The 18339-nt window shown below is 73.4% G+C and carries 16 protein-coding genes, 1 tRNA gene and 1 pseudogene; 12 read left to right on the top strand and 6 right to left on the bottom strand.

Annotated features, from left to right (window positions below; genetic code table 11):
- The 3 genes from MFF54_RS12125 to MFF54_RS12135 all read right to left on the bottom strand — a co-directional run.
- Positions 1 to 1642, bottom strand: a 1642-nt coding sequence (locus tag MFF54_RS12125) for a porin (RefSeq protein WP_238303123.1), incomplete at its 3' end; no start/stop codon positions are given.
- 345 nt (positions 1643 to 1987) lie between these two features.
- Positions 1988 to 2758: a GNAT family N-acetyltransferase gene (locus tag MFF54_RS12130; protein ID WP_238303125.1), complete on the bottom strand. Its 771-nt coding sequence runs from the start codon at positions 2756 to 2758 to the stop codon at positions 1988 to 1990.
- Positions 2755 to 5583 (bottom strand): amino acid adenylation domain-containing protein, encoded by a 2829-nt coding sequence (locus tag MFF54_RS12135; RefSeq protein ID WP_238303127.1) that lies wholly within the window; start codon positions 5581 to 5583, stop codon positions 2755 to 2757. The genes MFF54_RS12130 and MFF54_RS12135 overlap by 4 nt, the downstream gene beginning before the upstream one ends.
- A 157-nt stretch (positions 5584 to 5740) precedes the next feature.
- On the opposite strand from MFF54_RS12135, the gene MFF54_RS12140 reads away from it, so the two are divergent.
- From MFF54_RS12140 to MFF54_RS12150, 3 genes are read left to right on the top strand one after another with little or no spacing between them, the layout of a single operon-like run.
- Positions 5741 to 6718 carry a GNAT family N-acetyltransferase gene (locus tag MFF54_RS12140; RefSeq protein WP_238303129.1) on the top strand — a complete coding sequence of 326 codons (978 nt, stop codon included), beginning with the start codon at positions 5741 to 5743 and terminating at the stop codon, positions 6716 to 6718.
- A gap of 53 nt (positions 6719 to 6771) precedes the next feature.
- Entirely contained in the window at positions 6772 to 8106 is a 1335-nt protein-coding gene (locus tag MFF54_RS12145; RefSeq protein WP_238303131.1) for a lysine N(6)-hydroxylase/L-ornithine N(5)-oxygenase family protein, read from the top strand.
- Positions 8103 to 9587 (top strand): MATE family efflux transporter, encoded by a 1485-nt coding sequence (locus MFF54_RS12150; protein ID WP_238303132.1) that lies wholly within the window; start codon positions 8103 to 8105, stop codon positions 9585 to 9587. The genes MFF54_RS12145 and MFF54_RS12150 overlap by 4 nt, the downstream gene beginning before the upstream one ends.
- A gap of 24 nt (positions 9588 to 9611) precedes the next feature.
- Here the strand turns inward: MFF54_RS12150 and MFF54_RS12155 are convergent.
- A pseudogene (locus tag MFF54_RS12155) lies at positions 9612 to 10031 on the bottom strand (sigma factor); the annotation flags it as partial.
- A gap of 633 nt (positions 10032 to 10664) precedes the next feature.
- Here MFF54_RS12155 and MFF54_RS12160 point away from each other — a divergent pair.
- Positions 10665 to 10868: a hypothetical protein gene (locus MFF54_RS12160; RefSeq protein WP_238303134.1), complete on the top strand. Its 204-nt coding sequence runs from the start codon at positions 10665 to 10667 to the stop codon at positions 10866 to 10868.
- Positions 10869 to 10873: 5 nt separating this feature from the next.
- On the opposite strand, the gene MFF54_RS12165 is transcribed toward MFF54_RS12160, so the two are convergent.
- On the bottom strand, positions 10874 to 11305 hold the full coding sequence (locus tag MFF54_RS12165) for a hypothetical protein (protein WP_238303135.1): 432 nt from the start codon (positions 11303 to 11305) through the stop codon (positions 10874 to 10876).
- A gap of 127 nt (positions 11306 to 11432) precedes the next feature.
- Positions 11433 to 11741, bottom strand: a complete 309-nt coding sequence (locus tag MFF54_RS12170) for a hypothetical protein (protein WP_238303136.1) — start codon at positions 11739 to 11741, stop codon at positions 11433 to 11435.
- A gap of 180 nt (positions 11742 to 11921) precedes the next feature.
- On the opposite strand from MFF54_RS12170, the gene MFF54_RS12175 reads away from it, so the two are divergent.
- The 8 genes from MFF54_RS12175 to ureG all read left to right on the top strand — a co-directional run bounded on the left by MFF54_RS12175 (position 11922) and on the right by ureG (position 18155).
- A complete protein-coding gene (locus MFF54_RS12175) occupies positions 11922 to 12257 on the top strand; it encodes a hypothetical protein (RefSeq protein ID WP_238303137.1) in 336 nt (111 codons plus the stop codon).
- Between the two features lie 230 nt (positions 12258 to 12487).
- Positions 12488 to 12563: transfer RNA gene (locus MFF54_RS12180), tRNA-Asn, on the top strand.
- A gap of 198 nt (positions 12564 to 12761) precedes the next feature.
- Entirely contained in the window at positions 12762 to 13382 is a 621-nt protein-coding gene (locus MFF54_RS12185; RefSeq protein WP_238303138.1) for an urease subunit gamma, read from the top strand.
- A gap of 2 nt (positions 13383 to 13384) precedes the next feature.
- Positions 13385 to 15112 carry an urease subunit alpha gene (ureC, locus tag MFF54_RS12190; RefSeq protein ID WP_238303139.1) on the top strand — a complete coding sequence of 576 codons (1728 nt, stop codon included), beginning with the start codon at positions 13385 to 13387 and terminating at the stop codon, positions 15110 to 15112.
- Positions 15113 to 15126: 14 nt separating this feature from the next.
- Positions 15127 to 15675, top strand: coding sequence for an urease accessory protein UreE (locus MFF54_RS12195; protein WP_238303141.1), 549 nt, complete (start codon positions 15127 to 15129; stop codon positions 15673 to 15675).
- Positions 15668 to 16336 (top strand): urease accessory protein UreF, encoded by a 669-nt coding sequence (locus tag MFF54_RS12200; protein WP_238303146.1) that lies wholly within the window; start codon positions 15668 to 15670, stop codon positions 16334 to 16336. Before MFF54_RS12195 ends, MFF54_RS12200 begins: the two co-directional genes overlap by 8 nt.
- Entirely contained in the window at positions 16333 to 17532 is a 1200-nt protein-coding gene (locus MFF54_RS12205; RefSeq protein ID WP_238303142.1) for an aminotransferase class V-fold PLP-dependent enzyme, read from the top strand. The genes MFF54_RS12200 and MFF54_RS12205 overlap by 4 nt, the downstream gene beginning before the upstream one ends.
- The gene (gene ureG / locus MFF54_RS12210; protein ID WP_238303144.1) at positions 17529 to 18155 is read left to right on the top strand and encodes an urease accessory protein UreG; all 627 of its coding nucleotides are present in this window, start codon (positions 17529 to 17531) and stop codon (positions 18153 to 18155) included. The genes MFF54_RS12205 and ureG overlap by 4 nt, the downstream gene beginning before the upstream one ends.
- The last annotated feature ends 184 nt before the right edge of the window (positions 18156 to 18339 follow it).

Raw genomic sequence — 18339 nt, forward strand, 5'->3', positions numbered from 1 at the left:
AGAAGTCGCGCTGGACGCGGGCGCGGACCTGGAACACGTCGGCGTTGGTGACGGTGCGCAGGGTGCCGGCGGCGACAGCCGCGTTCAGCAGGGTCTGCGAGGTCACGCCGGGCGAACGGTTCGCGTCGATCACGCGGCCGCTCTGCACGCCGTAGTTCTGGTAGACGCCCTCGACACCGATATCGAGGTCCTTCACCGGCGACCAGATCAGGCTGCCGCCCACGTTGAAGGCGTAGGTGTCGCGCAGGATCTGGTTCAGGTTGTAGTAGCTCGAGCCGAAGGCGCCGATGTTCGTGATGCCGGCGATGCCGAGGCCGTTGTACGAGGCCTGGGCGGCGCGGGCGCCGGGGGCGAAGGCGACCTCGCCGTAGGAGCCGAACAGGGCCGAGCGCAGCGTCGGGTTCCAGTAGTGCAGCAGCGAGGCGACGACCGAGAAGGTCTGGGTCAGCTCGAGCCGGTTGTTGAGCGGGTTCAGCACCGCGTCCGAGAAGAACTGCTGGAACGGCGCGCCCTGGAGCGAGGTGGCCGACTGGATGTAGGAGCCCGCCCAGGCCGAGACGCCGGAATACATGCCCGCGCCCTCGGCGTAGGCGCCCTGCAGGTAGAGGGTGTCGCCGGGGGCGATGAAGGGCAGGTTGATCTTCAGACCGCCCTGGACGGCCCAGCCGTACTCGGACGCGGTGCGGCCGAGGGTGCCGGGGTTGGCACCGACGATCTGGGCGGCGGCGGTGTTGAGGGTGCCGATGTTGACCTCGTGCACGGCGCCCGAGATCTGGGCCGAGCCCCAGGGCTGGTCGTAGCGCAGCACGCCGACGAAGTCGGGCATGCGGTTGCGCTGGATCACGTCCTCGAAGCCGAGGCCGACCGGCGCGCCGACGCCGTTGAAGCCGAGGAAGACGGGGGCCGGAGCCTGGGTGACCGCGAAGGTCTGCAGGCTCGAGTTGCCGAGCACGGACGTGGCGGCGGCGACGTTGGCGGGCGAGTAGACCGGCGTGCGGCGGAAGCTCGGGTCTTCCATCGAGACGGTGGCCGAGAAGCCGTTGCCGAGCGTGGCGGTGTAGGCCGCGAGGTTGGTCGAGGCGACGTCCGAGCCGAGCGTGCCGGCCTGGATCTCGAAGTCGTGGGCGTAGAAGTCGAAGAACGAGGAGGCGCGACCGGCGGTGAAGCCGGCGAACTGCACGAAGGCCTTGTCGGTGTTGAAGTACTGCTGCACGCGACCGAAGCCGTCGACGCCCAGCGCCGGGAAGGCGTTGGCGATGCGGTTCTGGGTGCCCGAGTGCATGGTCGGGAAGCCGGTGCGGCTGGCGGCCTCGAGGCGGACGAAGGCGCGCAGGGTGCCGTAGGCGGTCTGGGTGCGGGCATCGAGGTTGATGCGGGCGAGACCGCGGTAGCCGCTGTAGTCGCCGTTGCCCTGGCTGCGGGCGAGCGGGGCCTGGTAGCCGTACTCGAAGCGCGCGCGGCCCGAGAGGCGCAGGCAGGTGTCGGTGCCGGGGATGTAGAAGAAGCCGGCGCCGTAGGTCGAGCAGACGCGCACGTACTCGATCGGGGCGGCCTTCTTGACGGGAAGGTCGGCGGCCTGGGCACCGGCGACGGCGGCGAAGGCCGCGGCCGAGCCGAGCAGGGAGCTCTTCAAGAGCTTCATCGATATCTCCAAAAGCTTCGAGACCCGAGAGGAGCCCGATGAGCCGCTGCTTTCGCCGCCGCGCCCGGGCCTTTTGTTCTGACCGGCCTGCATCTTTGGCAGGCTCGTGCGGGCTCGCTGTCGCGAAACCCTTATGGCGATTCCACTCTGGGCGAACCGGCTGTCCCGGGCAACGTGGATTCCCTGCTTCGCAGGTAGTTCCCTCGCCATGTTGCGACTCGGCAACAACGATGGAAGGCTATAAGCGAAGACAGGTAGTGTAACGCCCGGATAGGCTTTTTTCCTGATCCTTCGGCCTGGAGTTTCTTATTCGCGTGGGCGGCGCAACCTCACGGAAGATTCGTCTCAGGGCGGGCTCGTACAAATCAAAGCCGGCATACATTTAGCCTCGAAGCCCACGCGTGCGTAGAGTCGCTCGACCGGGCCGCCGGCCGGGCATTGCAGGAAGACCTCGCGCGCGCCGTGGCGATGGGCGGCGCCGAGGGCCGCCGCACTCATCTGTCCGCCCAGGCCCCGCCGCTGGCGGTCCGCCCGGGTGCTCACGTTGTAGAGTCCTGCGAGCCCGGCGCGCAGGTAGAGGGTGGCGCAGGCGGCGGGACCGTCGCCGTCCTCCAGCACGAGGTGGAGCGCCGTCAGTCCCGACCGGCCGCGCGCCGCGCGCAGCGCCGGCAGATAGTGTCGGCGCAGGTGTGCTCGCACGCGCTCGTCCGCCGAGAGACGCAGGAACACCGCCTCGAAGGCGGCCGGGGGGCGGGGCCCCTCATGCTCGACGAGGCGAAGCGGCTCGGGCAGGCGCGGCCCCGCGCAGGCCCGCGCGGCCATCCAGCAGGCCGGGAAGACGGCGGCCGGCTCGAACAGGTTGCGCAGCGCTGCCGCCTCCGCCGCGTCGCGTGCCAGAAAGGCGGGCGCGCGCCCCCGTCCCAGCGCGACCGCCCCCGCCCATGCGAACTGAGACGCCGTGCGCACTCCGAAGGCGAAGTTGAGGGTCGGATCGGGGATGGTGCGCGACCAGACGTAGCCGGCCCCATCCGGTCCGCTCTCCACGCCCTCCAGCAAGCCGCCGGCGAGGGCCTTGATATGGGCGTTGCGCAACTGGTCGAAAACGCGGCCGCTCATGCGGCACCTGCGGTGACCGTCCCGGACGCCGTCAGGGTCGCGATGCGCGCGTGGAGGTTGGGGCTCAGCACGATGTCGAGGTGGTCCGTCTCCGGGATCACCTCGACCGACAGGAGGCGCGGGGTCAGCGCGGCCCAGTCGATGATCGGCAGGCCGCGCGCGCGCGAGTCGCTCGCCTCGAAGGAGCGGATCGGGACCCTGCCGGGCGCGAGCCGCAGGGCGCGGAACTGCAGGGCGTGGTCGACCAGCGTCCACAGGATGCGTTCGCGGCTGCCGACCTCGGGGCCGTCGGCGGGCAGCGGCTGCGGCTCGGCGGCCAGGAAGCGCCCGAACTGAATCGCGGCCTCCGGGTCCATGCGGGCGCGCAGCGACTCCCACTGCGCCCGCATCGGCGAACGGGCGAGCCACGCCGTGACCATGGATTCCAGGGTCTCGCGCTCCGCCGGCCCGATCGGCCGCCCGGCGCCGGGCGCGAAGTTCGCCTCCAGGCCGCAGGCATCGAGCATGCCCGCGAAGTCGAGCGGGAAGCCCGGTCCGAGCCGGCGCGCGGTCTCGTAGGCCAGCACCCCGCCCCAGGACCAGCCCAGGAAGACGCAGGAGGCGTGCTCCCGCATCAGGTCCCGCACCCGCGCCGCGTAGGCCTCCGCGAGGTCGGCGACCGTCGGGAGCGGGCGCGCCTCCTCGACGAGGGAGGCGCAGAGGAAGCCGCAGGCCGGCTGCTCGGGCCCGAGATGTGCGACGAGGGGCTCGTACTCGCGGGTGCTGACGAGCAGGCCGGGAAACAGCACGAGGAGCGGACGGCCCGAGCCCGGGCGACCTGGCGCGAGCCGGACCAGGGGCGCGAGCCCGTCCGCGTTGCCAGCTCCGCCCGCATCGATCCGGGCGGCGAGGTCGGCGATCGTGGGGTTGCGCAGGAGATCCGCGACCCCGATCCCGCCCTGCGGCGCGATCAGGCGGAGCCGCCCGAGCAGGCGCAGCGCCGAGAGCGAATCGCCGCCGAGCGCCAGGAACGGTCGGTCGACCGCGTTCACCGGATATCCCAGCACCTCCGTCCAGATCGCGGCGAGCCGCCGCTCGGTCGCGCTGCCGGGCGGGCGGCCGGCCTCCTCCGCCGCCGGATCCGGCAGGGCGTGCCGGTCGATCTTGCCGTTCGGGGTGACGGGCAGGCGCGGCAGGACGGTGAGGCTCGCGGGGATCATCGAATCGGGCAGGTGCCGGGCGAGCGCGGCGCGCAGGCGCCCCGCCTCGGTCCGGCGGCCCCGGGCCGGCGTGACGTAGGCGGCGAGCCGCGCCCCGCCCGGCCCCTCGCGCCGCACCACGACGGCCTCCGCGACCGCGTCGAGCGCGCGCAGGGCCGCCTCGACCTCGCCGATCTCGATGCGGTGGCCCCGGATCTTCACCTGATCGTCGATGCGGCCCGCATAGGACAAGGTTCCGTCCGCCCGCACGCGAACGCGGTCCCCCGTCCGGTACATGCGTCCGCCCCCCGGCCGAAACGGATCGGGCAGGAAGCGCTCCGCGGTCTCGGCGGGGCGTCCGAGATACCCACGGGCGAGAAGGCCCCCGATATAGAGCTCGCCGGTCTCCCCCTCCGCGACCGGCTCGAGGTCCCGCCCCAGCACGTAGGCGCGGCGGTCGCCGACCGGGCGGCCGATCGGGGCATAGGGCTCGGGGAAGTCTGTGCCGGGCGCGACCTTCCAGACCAGGGGCGAGATCACGCACTCGGTCGGCCCGTAGCCGTTGATCAACAGGCGCGGCTTCAGGACCTCTCCGATCTGCCGGAACGTCTCGCGGCTCATCGCCTCGCCGCCGAAGGAGTAGACCTGGACCGCGGGCGCCTCGCCGATCGTCGCGGCCCACTCGGCGAGCTGGCCGATATAGCTCGTGGGCAGGCCCGCATGGGTGACCCGGTGGCGCCGGATCGCCGCGAGCGTGTCGGCCGCCGTCCAGAGCTCGGGTCCGCGCAGCGCAATGCAGCCGCCAGCGATCAAGGGCGTCATCCAGCGCTCGTGCGCGCCGTCAAAGGCGAAGGAGAGGACGTGCAGCTCGCGCGCGGTCTCGTCCATCTCGTAGGCCTCGGCGGTGGCGCGGCAATGCTCCGCCAGGGGGCCGTGCTCGACCAGGACGCCCTTCGGCCGACCGGTCGAGCCCGAGGTGTAGATGACGTAGGCGGCCTCGTCCGGTGCCGGCTCGGGCAGCGCGATGCCGTCGGTTCCCCCGCGCGCAAACCGTTCGGTATCGTGGCGCGCGACCTCCGCGGGCAGCTCCAGGCGCTCGGCGAGGTCCGGCAGGGTCAGGCAGTGCCGGATGCCGGCATCCGCGAGCATCGTGTGCACGCGCCCGACTGGGTAGGCCGGGTCGAGCGGCAGGTAGGCCGCGCCCGCCCGCAGGACGCCGAGATAGGCCGCGATCGCGAGGGGACCGCGCTCCAGGGCGACCGCGACGCGATCGCCGGCGCCGACGCCCCGGGTGACCAGGGCCGTGGCGATGGCGCGGGCGCGGGCGTCGAGCGCGCCGCGGGTCAGGGTCTCGGCCCCGAACAGGATCGCGGGCCGATCCGGCGCGGCGGCGGCGAGGCGGGCGAGGCGCGCCGGCACGCTCTCGGACACGCCCCAGGCCGGGCGCGGCGCGTCCGGGAGCGTCCCGGGCCGGCGCCCCGGCTCCGCGATCCAGGCGCGCGCCGCCGCCCGGTCGCAGGGACCGTGGACGGTGCGCCAGCCCGCCGGCAGGGGCCGGGCCGCGGGCCAGAACGCCGCGTGGCCCGCCGCGTCGACCGCCACCACCAGCGGCAGCCCGGTCCAGTCCTCGGCCTCGTCGCCCGCCATGCGTCCTCCCTGCGCGCTGCTCACGCCCCCAAGACGAACGAGCCGGCGCGCGGTTCAGTCGGGCGCCGGCCTGAACCGCATCGCGGCCCGATCGTCATGGGGTTGGGCGCCCGATCGTGGGCCCCCGGCGACGGTGCGGGAGGATGGTTTGGCGAGCGTGCGTGCGGGAACCGGGGCGGCGGTCCGGCTCGCGGTCGAGGGACCGGCCGAGGCGCCGGTGATCCGCGTCGGGGCGGCGGAGAGCGGGGCGGCCGCCGAGGCGGTGCTCGCCCGCGCCGAGGCGCTCACCGCGGAGGATGCGGCCGTGCGCTGCATCCGCGTCGAGGCCGCGGACGACGTGAGCCGCTCTCTGATCGGGCTCGGCGCCGCGCGGCGCGCGCCCGCGGGCGTCGAGATCCTGCCCGGCCTGCTCTGGCAATGCGCCGCCCGCTGGCTCCCTGAGCCGCGCCCCCCCTTCCCGGAGATCCACACCGTCACCGAGGGGCGCCGCCACCCGCTGCGGCCCGAGGCGCCCGAGGGCACGGTCTACGCCCGCCGCATCCCCTGGCTCGGCCGCACCCTCACCTTCCGCACCCTGACGGAGCCCGGCGACGCCGCCCTGTTCTCGCGCTGGATGAACGAGCCGCGGGTGGCGGAGGTCTGGGCCGAGGCGGGAAGCCTCGCCGCGCACGAGGCCTATCTGGCGCGGCTCCGGGCCGACCCGCACCAGCTCACCCTGTTCGGCTGCCTCGACGGCGTGCCGTTCGGGTATTTCGAGCTGTACTGGGCCCGCGAGAGCCGGCTCGGGGCCCACTACGAGGCGGAGCCCTACGACCGCGGCTGGCACGTGGCGATCGGCGAGGCCGACATCCGGGGCCGGGCCCATCTCTCGGCCTGGCTGCCCTCCCTGATGCACTATCTCTTCCTCGACGAGCCGCGCACGCGGCGGATCGTCGGCGAGCCGCGGGCCGACCACGCGCAGCAGCTGCGCAACCTCGCGGGCTCCGGCTTCGGGCCGCTCGCCACGGTCGACTTCCCGCACAAGCGCGCCGTCCTCGTGGCGCTCGGCCGCGAGCGCTTCGTGCGCGACCGCCTCTGGGTACCGGGCGCGGCGGCCGCCGACGCCCGCCCGCGGCCGCCGGACGTCCAGGCCTGACCGGCTCCGCCTCCACAAAGCCCCCGAGCGTACCCCTGAGGGATCTTTCCGCGATGACAGCGACCACGGATCAGCCCGTCGGCGACGACATCCTCGGCATCGGCTTCGGCCCATCCAACCTCGCCCTGGCGATCGCGCTCGAGACCGAGGCGCGGCACGGCCCCGTCCGCCCCTCCGCGCGCTTCCTCGAGCGGCAGGCGCGCTTCGGCTGGCACCGGGCCATGATGCTGCCCGGCGCCGACATGCAGATCAGCTTCGTGAAGGACCTCGTCTCGCTGCGCGACCCGACGAACCCGTTCAGCTTCCTCAACTACCTGCACCGGAAGGGCCGGCTGATCGCCTTCCTCAACCTGAAGACGTTCAACCCCTCGCGGGTCGAGTACAACGACTACCTGGCCTGGGCGGCCGAGCACTTCGCCGAGAGCGTCGCCTACGGTGAGGGCGTCGAGGCGGTGCACCCGGAGATCCGCGACGGCCGGCTCGCGGCCTTCCGGCTCGCCGGGCGGACGGAATCGGGCGCGGTCCGGATGCGGCGCTGCCGCCACCTCGTCGTCGCGGCGGGCGGCGATCCCTGGATCCCCGAGCCCTTCGGGCGTCTGCGCGGGGACAGGCGCCTCGTCCACTCGTCGTGGTACCTGCCGGGGATCGCCGCGGCGCTCGGGAACCCGCGCCTCGACGGGCCGGAGCGGCGCGTCCTCGTGGTGGGCGGCGGCCAGAGCGCGGTCGAGATCGCGGTCGATGCGGGCGCGCGCTATCCGCGGGCGCGCATCGACCTCGCCATCCGCGCGCCGGCGCTGAAACCCGCCGACGACAGTCCCTTCGTCAACGAGATCTTCGACCCGGCCGCCGTCGATCGGGTCCACGGCGCGCCCGAGCCTGTGCGGGCGGAGCTGATCGCCGCGCACCGCGACACGAACTACGCGGTGGTCGATGCCGACCTGATCCAGTCCTTCTACCAGACGCTCTACGAGCAGGATGTGAGCGGCGAGACCCGCTACCGCCTCCTGCGCAGCACCCGCGTCGTCGCGATCGCGCCCGGTCCGGCGGGCCTCGCCGCGACGCTGCGCGACGACGTCGCCGGCACGCAGGCGACCAAGGGCTACGACGCCGTGATTTGCGCCACCGGCTACACCCGCGCGGCGGTGCCGACGATGCTCGATCCGCTGCGTCCCTTCATGGCGGCCGAGACCGTGGACCGGCACTACCGTCTGCCCCTCGCCCCGGCCGAGCCGCGGCTCAGCCTGCACCTGCAGGGCTTCGCCGAGGCGAGCCACGGCCTCACCGAGACCCTGCTGTCGATCCTGCCGATCCGGGCCGGCGAGATCGCCGCGACGATCCTCGACCTCGAGCGGGCGGCCCGCGGCGCGATCCGCCCGGCCGCCGAGTGAGGCTCCCGGACCTCCGGGGCGCGCCCCGTCCGGCCGATCTCGCCCGCGACCCCGTCGTCCCGCTGGTGCTGCGGCTGGCCGGCCCGGCGATCCTCGGCATCTCGGCGCACGCGCTGCAGATGCTGGCAAATGGCTGGTTCGTGGCCGATCTCGGCGCCGCCGCGATCGCGACGATCGGCATCGCCTACCCGGTCACGCTCCTCGTGGCCGCGCTCGGCTACGGCGCCGGGATCGCGGCGGCCTCCGTGCTCTCGCGGGTGCTCGGCCGGGGCGACCGGCGGCTCGCGGACGCGGCCGCCTCATTGGGCTTCTGGCTCGCCCTGCCGCCGGGTCTGGCGCTGACCGGGCTGATCTTCCTGCACCCACCCTTCTGGCTCGGTCTGCTCGGTGCCGACGCGGATCTCGCCGCGGCCGCCGCGCCCTACACGGCGCTGGCGAGCCTGGGCACCTGGCTGATGCTGGCGATCATCGTCGGCGGCTTCGTGGTGCGGGCGCAGGGGCTCGCGCGCCTGAGCGGCGCCGTGCTGGTCGGCAGCTTCGGCCTCAACGTCGCGCTCGACGGGCTGCTGATCCGCGTGCTCGGGCTCGGCACCGCGGGGGCGGGCTGGGCCGCAATCCTGGCGCAGGGCGCGGGGGCGCTCGCCTATCTGTGGCATTTCCGAAGGGCGCGGGGGAACGCGCGGATCCGCTTCCGGCCGCCCTGGCGGCTCTTCGGCCAATCCGGGCAGCCGGCCGGCCCGCTCCTGCGCGAGATGCTGTGGCTCGCCGCGCCCGCGACGCTCTCCAGCCTGCTCGCGGCCGCCGCGATGGCCCTGTTCGTCCAGGCCGGGGCCGCCTACGGCGCCGCCGCGGTCGCGGGGCTCGGCCTGGCGCTCCGCATCGTGCTGGTCGCCGCCCTGCCGCTGCTGGGGCTGATGGCGGGCGCCCAAGCGGTGATCGGCTTCGCGCACGGGGCGGCGGACCGGCCCGGCCAGCGCGCCCGTCGCGACCGCGCGCTCGGCTTCGTGGCCGCCGCCGCCCTGGCCTACGGCTTCGCCGCCGCCGCGCTGATGGCCCTGTTCTCAGAGCCGCTCGCGGGCGTCTTCGCCGAGGACCCGGCGGCGCGGGCGGAGGGCGCGCGCGCCACGGCGGCCTTCGCCCTGGCCCTCGCGCCGGTCGGGCTGCAGCTCACCGCCGCGACCCTGTTCCAGGCGGTCGGCGCGCCGCGCCGGGCGGCCGCGGTCTCGCTCGCGGCGCAGGGGCTCGCCCTGATCCCGCCGCTCCTGATCCTACCGCGCCTCTACGGCTACGACGGCGTGCTCGCCAGCCGGATCGTGGCCGAGTTCGCCGCAGACGCGCTCGGGGCGGCCCTCCTCCTCGCCTGGCTGCGCGGCGAGGGGCGCCGCGCCGGTCCGGAGGCAGGCGCCGACGCACGATCCGTCGAGGGCGGCGAGGCAGTGCAGGTGTCCGCGCCGCACCAGCCCGCACACGAGGGCGCGTGACACGCCCATCCGGGCGGCCACCGCCTTCTGCGGCACGCCCTCGAACCGGTGCAGCCGGAACACCGTGCGGACGGGCTCGGGCAGGTCGGCGAGCGCCGCCTCCACCCGCTGGAGGGCGTCCCGCGCCGCGACCTGAGCCTCGGGCGTCGCCCCGTCGGAGGCGCCCCGCGCCGCCCCGTCGAGATCGGTGAAGTGGCGGCGCTCGAAGCTCCGGCGCCGCGCGCGGTCGAGGGCGAGATTGCGCACCATCCGCCCCGCATAGGCGGCCTGCGCGACCGTCGGCACCGGCGGCGGCTCGGCGGCGAGCCGCAGCAGCACGTCCTGCACCACGTCCTCGGCGAGCGCCGCGCAGCGCAGGATCGCCCGGGCGCTCGCAAGGTAGCCGGCGCGGTGGCGCTCCAGCCGCGCGAGCGTCCACGCCTGAGGGGGAGCATGCTCGCGCACGAAACGATTCGTCGATGATGTATCCGGAATGCGAGTCTGCTGGACCAATATCCTGTCCGTCCGTTCGTCGAAACATACCCAGAAGGCTAGGCTTCGATCGCACGGATGCAATGTTCAGAGGCTACATTGTAAGTATTACAGGGTATAGTGCTGCAGCTGGCAGTATCGGTCCGCCGACCGGGCAAGCCCTTGAAAGCGCTTTGGCATGCCATATTCCAGTGGTGTCCGAGATCGATATCCGAGAAAGGTGCCGCGCGATGCCGAAGCCCGTATCCCCCGATCGGCCGATCTGGCCGCCGCTGCCGGCCGAGACCGACCGGCGGCCCGATTCGCTCTCCGGGGCGCCGGCGCCGACGGATGCCGCGGCCTCGGAGCCGGTCGGCAGTCTCGCCGGACCGGAGACGCGGCCGGACCCCGCAGGGCCGGCCGCGTCTCCGGTCCTGGTCTGAGCGTCGGCGGCGCCGCGACCTTGACCTGTGCGGAGAGGGTGATCGCGCATGACGCCGCCGCCATCGAGGCCGCCACTCTGGGCTCGCCCGGCGAGCGCCCCGGAACACGGGCAACAGGAACCGCTCCGCCGGATGCGACCGCCGCATCCGTGCGGTGGGGCTGACGAGGGCGGGACCTGTCGGGATGGAGCGCAACGCCGCCACGGACGTGAGCCGCACCGCGGAGCCCTCGGCGCCCGCCTTCGCGGTGCGCGTCAGGCCGAAGTTCCGCGAGGTCGTCCTGCCACCGGGACCGCCGCCGGTACCGCGCGGGCGCGGGGCGGCCGGCGGCGGCGGACCCCCGGACGCAACTCCGGACGACCCGGCCGATCCGGCGCGCCCAGCCTGACGAGTTCAGAATCCGAGGCCGAGTTCGGTCTTGCTCTCGCTGGCCTCAGCCAGGGTCAAAGCCTCGATCAGGGCGCCCATCGCCGCGCGTGCGACCTGCCGTTGCGCCTCCGCGTTCGCCCAGCCGGCCCGGCTGATGCAGGCCACGAGCAGGTCCGAGGCGGCGCGGGCAGCCTCCAGCGCCCGCTCGATCCCCGGGGTCGGATCGACCCACTCGCTGAGGCACGCGCTCATCGCGGCGCTGGTCTCCTGAAGCCAGTGGGTGGTGCCGGGCCCGGCTTGCTCGATCGCCTGGAGCCAGGGTTCGAGCAGGAAGGCGATCCAGGGGTGGATCGCGGGGACCAGCGGGTCGTTCGCGGTCTCGACCGGTGCCTCGCCCGGATTGTCCCAGCGGAGCGCGATCATCACCGGTTCCGGCCGCAGCTTGACCGTTCGCATCGGTCTTCCTCCCTCTTTGTCGGCTGGGAAGACGATGTGCCAGATCAGGTCGGGCGGCGCGTTCACAAATATTTAGGCGGGCGTGACGAAGTCGTCCCGATGTCGCGGATTAGTCTTCCTCGTCTCGTCAAGCCGCGAGGCGTGTCGGGCCCAGAAACTGCACCCAGAGCCGTGCACCGTCCGCGCCCTGCTTGCGGCAGGTGACGCGGGCGAGCCGCTCGTCGCCGGTTGCCTCGTCCGAGAGCACGAAGAGTTCCGGGATGCCGACGGCGCTGGGCAGCGACAGGCGCGCTGCCGCGCTACCCTCCGGCCGCAGGCGACAGGACAGGACCGCGTCTCCGGTGAGGATCTTCGCGGGCCCCTCGGCGCTCGCGTCCGATCGGGCCGGCTGCGTGGCGGAATCGACCTGGGCTGAATCCACTCGGGCAATGCTCACGCGTGCAGGATCCTCTCTGGTCCGAACTGGTCCGAAGCGAAGCGGGCGCAGCCTCGGCGGACGCGGTTAACGAAAGATTGAGGACCCCCTCCCCGGTGTTCGGCGCTATCGCGCGGGGGCCGGGGCGGATAGGGTACGCGCCGGCATGCGTGCCAGGTTGCGTACCGGGGAGTGCGGGCGTTGAGACGGATCGTTCTGGCCGGCATGCTGATGCTGGCATCCACCGCCGCCGATGCGGCCTGCCGCTGCGCCTGCGTCAGCGGGCGGGCTGTGGCGGCCTGCTCCTCGCAGGGCGAGATGGAGCCGATCTGCTCGCAGATCTGTCCCGAGGGCCTGACGCCCGGCGCACTCGTCGAGCCGCTCGTGCCCGCGGGCGCGATCCGGCTGCCCGGCCCCGCCCTTTCGGACGACGAACTCGGCCGCCGCGGCGCCGAGACGACCGCGCCGAACGGCAGCTTCAACCCCGCGCAGGGGCTCGCCCTGCCCTCCGTCGGCGGCACCAGCCAGCCGCAATAGGCACGGTGCGCGGGCGGAACGCGCGGCACGCTCGGGCATTAACGAACCGTCAAGGTTTTGCCCGAGGGAGCCCGCGATGCCCGAAGAGCTTTTGGTGTTCGGCCTCTCGGCCCTGACCTTCGCGGCCTACGCCTTCTACCGCACGGCGCGGCCCTGAGCGCCGCGGGCGAAAACCTCGCCGCATCTGGTTGACCGCGCATCCGGGATGGCCTACAGCCCGGCACCGTCGTTCCCCGATAGCTCAGTTGGTAGAGCAGGCGACTGTTAATCGCCTTGTCGCAGGTTCGAGTCCTGCTCGGGGAGCCATCATCCTCCGACAATCCGTCAGATCCTCCGCGCGGACCAGCACATCCGCGTCGACGCCGCTGACTCCGCGCGCGGATCGCCGATCCCCTACATCCTCCCGTCCGCAGGCGACGGCATCCGCCCGGCGGGCTTGACCACGCCCCTCGCATGATCCTTGCTCCCGGCCGCCGATCCCGGTCACATGCGAGGTCCGACGCCGTGCTCCTCACCCCCCGCGAGAAGGACAAGCTCCTCGTCGCCATGGCGGCGCAGGTGGCGCGCAATCGCCTCGCCCGGGGCGTGAAGCTCAACCACCCCGAGGCGGTCGCGCTGATTACCGACTTCGTGGTCGAGGGCGCGCGCGACGGCCGCTCCGTCTCCGAGCTGATGCAGGCGGGCGCCACCGTGCTCGACGCCTCCCAGGTGATGGAGGGCGTGCCCGAGATGATCCACGACATCCAGGTCGAGGCGACCTTCCCGGACGGCACCAAGCTCGTGACCGTGCACCACCCGATCCGCGGTGCGCCCTCCGCCGACGTGCCCGGCACGGTGACCGTGCTGCCCGGCGAGATCGTGTTCAACGCGGGCGCTGAGCGCACCGTGATCACGGTGGCCAATACCGGCGACCGGCCGATCCAGGTCGGCTCGCACTACCATTTCTACGAGGTCAATCCGGGGCTCGTGTTCGCGCGCGAGGAGGCCCGCGGCAAGCGCCTCGACATCGCGCCGGGCACCGCCGTGCGCTTCGAGCCGGGCGCGACGCGCGAGGTGGCGCTGGTTCCGCTCTCGGGCGGGCGCACGGTCTACGGGTTCCGCGGCGACGTGATGGGGAAGCTCTGAGCATGGCCAACACCCCGAAGCCCGCCGCCCTGCCGCGCGGCGCCTACGCGGCCATGTTCGGCCCCACCACCGGCGACCGGATCCGGCTCGCCGACACCAGCCTGGAGATCACGGTCGAGCGCGACGTCACCACCTACGGCGAGGAGGTGAAGTTCGGCGGCGGCAAGGTGATCCGCGACGGCATGGGCCAGTCGCAGGTCACCAACGCGGACGGCGCCGTCGACACGGTGATCACCAACGCGGTGGTGCTCGACCACTGGGGCGTGGTGAAGTGCGACGTCGGCATCGTGCGGGGCCGCATCCACCGGCTCGGCAAGGCCGGCAACCCGGACGTGCAGCCGGGCGTCGACATCGTGGTCGGGCCCGGCACCGAGGTGATCGCGGGCGAGGGCAAGATCCTCACCGCCGGCGGCTTCGACAGCCACATTCACTTCATCTGCCCGCAGCAGATCGAGGAGGCGCTCTGCTCCGGCATCACCACGATGCTCGGCGGCGGCACGGGGCCGGCGCACGGCACCTTCGCCACCACCTGCACGCCGGGTCCCTGGCACATCGCCCGGATGATCGAGGCGGCGGACGCCTTCCCGATGAACCTCGCGTTCGCCGGCAAGGGCAACGCGGCGCGCCCCGAGAGCCTCGTCGAGATGATCCGCGCGGGCGCCTGCGCGATGAAGCTGCACGAGGATTGGGGCACCACGCCCGCGGCCATCGACACCTGCCTCACGGTCGCCGACCAGCACGACGTGCAGGTGATGATCCACACCGACACGCTGAACGAGTCGGGCTTCGTCGAGGACACGATCGCGGCGTTCCGCGGCCGGACGATCCACGCCTTCCACACAGAGGGGGCGGGCGGCGGGCACGCGCCGGACATCATCAAGGTGGCGGGGCTGCCGAACGTGCTGCCCTCTTCGACAAATCCCACACGCCCCTACACGAAGAACACCATCGACGAGCATCTCGACATGCTGATGGTGTGCCACCACCTCGATCCGTCGATTCCCGAGGATCTCGCCTTCGCGGAGAGCCGGATCCGGCGCGAGACCATCGCGGCCGAGGACATCCTGCACGATATCGGCGCGCTCTCGATGATGTCCTCCGACAGCCAGGCGATGGGCCGGGTCGGCGAGGTCATCATCCGCACCTGGCAGACCGCCGACAAGATGAAGCGCCAGCGGGGCGCGCTGCCGGGCGACGCGTCGGGCACAGACAACCTGCGGGCCCGCCGCTACGTGGCGAAGTACACGATCAACCCGGCGATCGCGCACGGCGTCTCGCGGCACATCGGCTCGGTCGAGCCGGGCAAGCTCGCCGACCTCGTGCTCTGGACCCCGGCCTTCTTCGGCGTGAAGCCCGACCTCGTGCTGAAGGGCGGCAGCATCGCGGCCGCGCCGATGGGCGATCCCAACGCCTCGATCCCGACGCCGCAGCCCGTCCATTACCGCCCGATGTTCGGCGCCTACGGCCGCACGCCCTATTCCACCGCCCTCACCTTCGTGTCCCTGGCGGCGGTGGAGGACGGCGTGCGCGAGCGCCTCGGCGTGCAGAAGGAACTGGTGGCGGTCGAGAACGTGCGCGGCGGCATCTCGAAGAAGAGCATGGTGCTCAACGACGCCACGCCCGTGATCGAGGTCGATCCGGAGACCTACGACGTGCGGGCCGACGGCGAGCTGCTGGTCTGCGAGCCCGCCGAGGTGCTGCCGATGGCCCAGCGCTACTTCCTGTTCTGAAACCGCCTCGCATCATGATCCGCGCCACCCGCATCCTCCGCCGCGACGCCCTCTCGGGCGGCGAGATCGTCGACCGCATCGTGCTCGATCACGGCGACCGGCACCGCCGCCGCATGGCGATGCGCGGGCTCGGCGGGCTCGCCTTCCTGCTCGACCTGCCCGAGGCGACGGTGCTGGAGGACGGCGACGCCCTGGTGCTGGAGGACGGGCGCCTCGTCTGGGTCGAGGCCGCGCCCGAGCGGTTGCTGGAGATCCGCGCGCCCTCCGACCACGCCCTGAAGCGCCTGATCTGGCACATCGGCAACCGGCACATCCCGGCCGAGATCGCGCCGGACGCGGTCTATATCGGCGCCGACCACGTGCTGGCCGAGATGGTTCGGGGGCTCGGCGGCAGCGCCGAGCCGGTCGAGCGCCCGTTCCGCCCGGAGGGTGGCGCCTACGCGGGCGGGCACGCTCATGGCCATGACCGCGGCCATGATCATGGGCATGACCACGGCCATGACCACGGCCACCATCATCTCGATCACGGCCACGGGCACCACCATCATCACCCGCATGAGTGACGCCCTGCTGCTGATGGCGTGGCTGTCGCCGACCTACCCGGTCGGGGCCTATGCCTACTCGCACGGGCTGGAATGGGCCGTGGAGGCGGGCGACGTGCGGGACGAGGCGAGCCTCGCCGCCTGGCTCGACGACGTGGTCGAGCGGGGCTCCCTGCGCAACGACCTGATCCTCGCCGACAACGCCCATCGCGCCGCGGGCGACGGGACCGCGCTGGCCGCGGTGAACGACCTCGCGCTGGCGCTGGCGCCCTCGCGCGAACTCCACCTGGAGACGAGCCAGCAGGGCCGCAGCTTCCTCGACGCGACGCGCGAGGCCTGGCCCTGCCCGGCGCTCGACGGCGTCGCCGCCGCGTTGCCGGAGGCCGTGGCCTACCCGGTCGCGGTCGGGGCCGCGGCGGGGGCGCACGGCGTCGCGGCCGGCCCGATGCGGGCCGCCTACGGGCTCGCCTTCGTCCAGAACCTCGTCTCGGCGGCGCTCCGGGCGGCCCCGGTGGGCCAGGCGGCCGGCACGCGGGTGATCGCCGGCCTGACGCCGCGGGTGGCGGCGCTCGCCGAATCCGTCGCGGGGCTCGATCCGGACGCGGTCGGCTCCGCCACCTTCCGCCTCGATCTCGGCTCCTTCCGGCACGAGACCCAGTACTCGCGGATCTTCCGCTCGTGAGCGGGCTCGATCTCGGCCATCTCCGCGCCGACACGCCCGGCACCGCCCGCGGCATCCACCTCAACAATGCCGGCGCGAGCCTGATGCCGCGCCCCGTCGTCGAGGCGGTTAAGGCCTATCTCGACCTCGAGGCGGCGTGGTCCGGGCACGGCGCCGCCGAGCGGGAGGCGGAGCGCCTCGTGGGCGTCACCGCGAGCGTCGCCCGGCTGGTCGGGGCGGAGCCCGACGAGATCGCTCTGACGGAGAGCGCGACCCGCGCGTGGCAGATGGCGTTCTACGCCCTCGCCCGCGGCTTCCGGCCGGGCGACCGCCTGCTGGTCGGGCGCCAGGAATACGGCGCGAGCCTCGTCGCCCTGCGGCAGGTCGCGGCGACGACCGGCGCCGTGATCGAAACGATCCCCTCCGCGCCGGACGGCCGGATCGACGTCGCGGCGCTGGCGGCCCTGCTCGACGGGCGCGTGCGCCTGGTCGCCGCCACCGCGATCCCCTCGAACGGCGGCCTCGTGAACCCGGTCGCGGAGATCGGGGCGCTCGCCCGGGCGAACGGCATCCCGTTCCTGCTCGACGCCTGCCAGATGGTGGGCCAGCGCCCGGTCGACGTCGCGGCGCTCGGCTGCGACCTGCTGGCGGCGACGGGTCGCAAGTTCCTGCGCGGCCCCCGCGGCACCGGCTTCCTGTACGTGCGGCGCGCCTGCCTCGAACGGCTTGAGCCAGCGATGCTCGACCATTTCGGCGCCCCCCTCGACGGGGACGGCTACCGGCTGCGCGACGACGCGCGCCGCTTCGAGACCTACGAGCACGACCACGCCGCCCGGCTCGGGCTCGGCGTCGCGGCGGACTACGCCCTGGGGCTCGGCCTCGACCGGATCGCGGCCCGCATCGGTGAACTCGCGGCCTCGCTGCGGCAGGGCATCGCCGCGCTGCCGGGGGCGTGCGTCCACGATCTCGGCCCCGATCCCGCCGGCCTCGTCACCTTCACGCTGGCCGGGCAGGACTCCGCCGCCGTGCGCGCCGCCCTCGGGCGGGCCGGCATCAGTGCCGGCCTGTCGCTGCACGCCGCCGCACCGCTCGACGCGGCGGCGCGGGCGCTGCCCCCGCTCGTGCGGCTCTCGCCCCACGTCTACAACAGCGCGGACGAGATCGGGCGCACGCTCGACGTCCTGGCGCGCGTCAACCGAGGAGAGTTCCGCCCATGACATCGCAGACGGCCTCGCAGAACGGTCCCCTCCGCGTCGGCATCGGCGGCCCCGTCGGCTCGGGCAAGACGGCCCTGATGGAGCAGCTCTGCCGGCGCTTCCGCGACCGCTACGAGATCTGCGCCATCACCAACGACATCTACACCAAGGAGGATGCCCGCATCCTCACGGTGGCGGGCGCCCTTCCCGAGGAGCGGATCATGGGCGTCGAGACCGGTGGCTGCCCGCACACCGCGATCCGCGAGGACGCCTCGATCAACCTCGCGGCGGTGGCCGAGATGCGCCGCCGCTTTCCGAAGCTCGACCTCGTGCTGATCGAGTCCGGCGGCGACAACCTCGCGGCGACCTTCTCGCCCGAACTCGCCGACATCACCCTCTACGTCATCGACGTGGCGGGCGGCGAGAAGATCCCCCGCAAGGGCGGCCCGGGCATCACCCGCTCGGACCTCCTCATCGTCAACAAGACCGACCTCGCCCCCCTGGTCGGGGCCGATCTCGGGGTGATGGAGAGCGACACGCGGCGCATGCGGGGCGAGCGCCCCTACGTCTTCGCCTCCCTGCGGGAGGGCGCGGGCGCCGACACGGTCGCCCGCTTCATCGAGGCGGCGGGCGGCCTCGCCTGAGCCTCGCGGCTCAGCACACCCGCCAGCGGCTCTCGATCCCGGCGAGGCGGGCGAGGCCCACAGCGCCGTCCTCGATCCAAGCGGCCGGGCGCCCCAGCAGCGGCGTCGGCGCGCGGCAGCCGAAGCGGTGCATGGTCTCGCGCACCAGGGCGGCGACCTGCGCCTCGATCTCGGCCGGGATCGC

The organism is Methylobacterium gregans (assembly GCF_022179245.1).
In the GTDB taxonomy this organism is placed as follows: domain Bacteria; phylum Pseudomonadota; class Alphaproteobacteria; order Rhizobiales; family Beijerinckiaceae; genus Methylobacterium; species Methylobacterium gregans.

Bases quoted from the DNA above. Each gene is read 5' to 3' on its own strand.
- ureG (WP_238303144.1), top strand. From the start codon at position 17,529: ATGACATCGCAGACGGCCTCGCAGAACGGTCCCCTCCGCGTCGGCATC.
- MFF54_RS12195 (WP_238303141.1), top strand. From the start codon at position 15,127: ATGATCCGCGCCACCCGCATCCTCCGCCGCGACGCCCTCTCGGGCGGC.
- MFF54_RS12200 (WP_238303146.1), top strand. From the start codon at position 15,668: ATGAGTGACGCCCTGCTGCTGATGGCGTGGCTGTCGCCGACCTACCCG.
- MFF54_RS12135 (WP_238303127.1), bottom strand. From the start codon at position 5,583: ATGGCGGGCGACGAGGCCGAGGACTGGACCGGGCTGCCGCTGGTGGTG.
- MFF54_RS12145 (WP_238303131.1), top strand. From the start codon at position 6,772: ATGACAGCGACCACGGATCAGCCCGTCGGCGACGACATCCTCGGCATC.
- MFF54_RS12160 (WP_238303134.1), top strand. From the start codon at position 10,665: ATGGAGCGCAACGCCGCCACGGACGTGAGCCGCACCGCGGAGCCCTCG.
- ureC (WP_238303139.1), top strand. From the start codon at position 13,385: ATGGCCAACACCCCGAAGCCCGCCGCCCTGCCGCGCGGCGCCTACGCG.
- MFF54_RS12165 (WP_238303135.1), bottom strand. From the start codon at position 11,305: ATGCGAACGGTCAAGCTGCGGCCGGAACCGGTGATGATCGCGCTCCGC.
- MFF54_RS12130 (WP_238303125.1), bottom strand. From the start codon at position 2,758: ATGAGCGGCCGCGTTTTCGACCAGTTGCGCAACGCCCATATCAAGGCC.